The 1,223-nt window shown below is 61.2% G+C and carries 2 protein-coding genes; one reads left to right on the forward strand and one right to left on the reverse strand.

Translation table 11 applies throughout. The annotated features are described in order from the left end of the window. Positions 1 to 165, reverse strand: a 165-nt coding sequence (locus EN939_RS34860) for a putative signal transducing protein (protein ID WP_164751542.1), incomplete at its 3' end; no start/stop codon positions are given. A 203-nt stretch (positions 166 to 368) separates the two neighbouring features. Here EN939_RS34860 and EN939_RS34865 point away from each other — a divergent pair. Beyond that, a partial coding sequence (locus tag EN939_RS34865; protein WP_127271905.1) for a polyprenyl synthetase family protein occupies positions 369 to 1,223 on the forward strand: 855 nt, incomplete at its 3' end.

Genomic DNA, 1,223 nt, shown 5'->3' on the forward strand with positions numbered 1-1,223 from the left:
GGCCTGGTCGGCGTCGACCATGACGCGTTTCTGCAAAAGACCGATCGATCCTTCGAGAATGCTCATATTCTGATCGGCGACAAAGCAGGCGATGCCGGCGTCGCGCATCAGCGATTCCACAAAGGAGATGATCACGGCATCGTTGGTGCGGACAAGTTCTATCATCGTATGAAACTCGCAGTTTGCGCTATTGATGTAAACGGGCAGGGGATTCCGAGGCAGAGCCCCGTTCCCTCTGTGGTCGTTGACATTCCGTCATCGACGCCGCGCCAATTCGCCACTTGCCGTGGCCATGTCCGCCGCCCTAGAGTCCATGCAGGGACTAAGGGTGCCGTCGCACGCTCTATACCAAGACGGGAGTGATTGTCGTGGGTGTCGTTCTCAACATCGAAAACGGGAAGCGGGAGCCCGCCTCCATCAAGGATCTGATCGATCTGACTGCCGCCGATATGGGGCGCGTCAATGAATTGATCCTGTCCAAGGCCGGCTCCGACGTCGAGATGATCCCGGAGGTCGCCAATCATCTGATCTCGTCCGGCGGCAAACGGCTGCGGCCGATGCTGACGCTCGCCGCCGCGCAGATGTTCGGCTATGCCGGCGAGGGCCACGTCAAGCTCGCCACCTCCGTCGAATTCATGCACACGGCGACGCTGCTGCACGACGATGTCGTCGACGAGAGCGGCATGCGGCGCGGCAAGAAGACCGCCCGCATGATCTGGGGCAACCAGGCAAGCGTGCTGGTCGGCGACTTCCTGCTCGGCCAGGCTTTCCGCATGATGGTCGATGTCGGCTCGCTCGAAGCGCTCGATATCCTGTCGAGTGCTGCCTCGATCATCGCCGAGGGCGAGGTTATGCAGCTTGCCGCCGCCAAGAACCTCGAAACCACCGAGGACGAGCATTTCGCCGTCATCAAGGCCAAGACCGCCGCACTTTTTTCGGCTGCTGCCGAGGTAGGGCCCGTCATTGCCCAGGCGACCCGCAACGATCGTGCGGCGCTGCGCTCCTACGGCATGAATCTCGGCCTTGCCTTCCAGCTGATCGATGACGCGCTGGACTATGGCGGCACCAGCAAGGATCTCGGCAAGAATGTCGGCGACGATTTCCGCGAAGGCAAGGTGACCTTGCCGGTCATTCTCGCCTATCGGCGGGGCACGAAGGCCGAGCGCACTTTCTGGAAGCGTGCCATCGAGGACAATGTTACCGATGACGCCGGCCTGGAAAAG

Origin of the sequence: Mesorhizobium sp. M7A.F.Ca.CA.002.05.1.1 (assembly GCF_003998335.1) — a bacterium.
Taxonomy (GTDB): domain Bacteria; phylum Pseudomonadota; class Alphaproteobacteria; order Rhizobiales; family Rhizobiaceae; genus Mesorhizobium.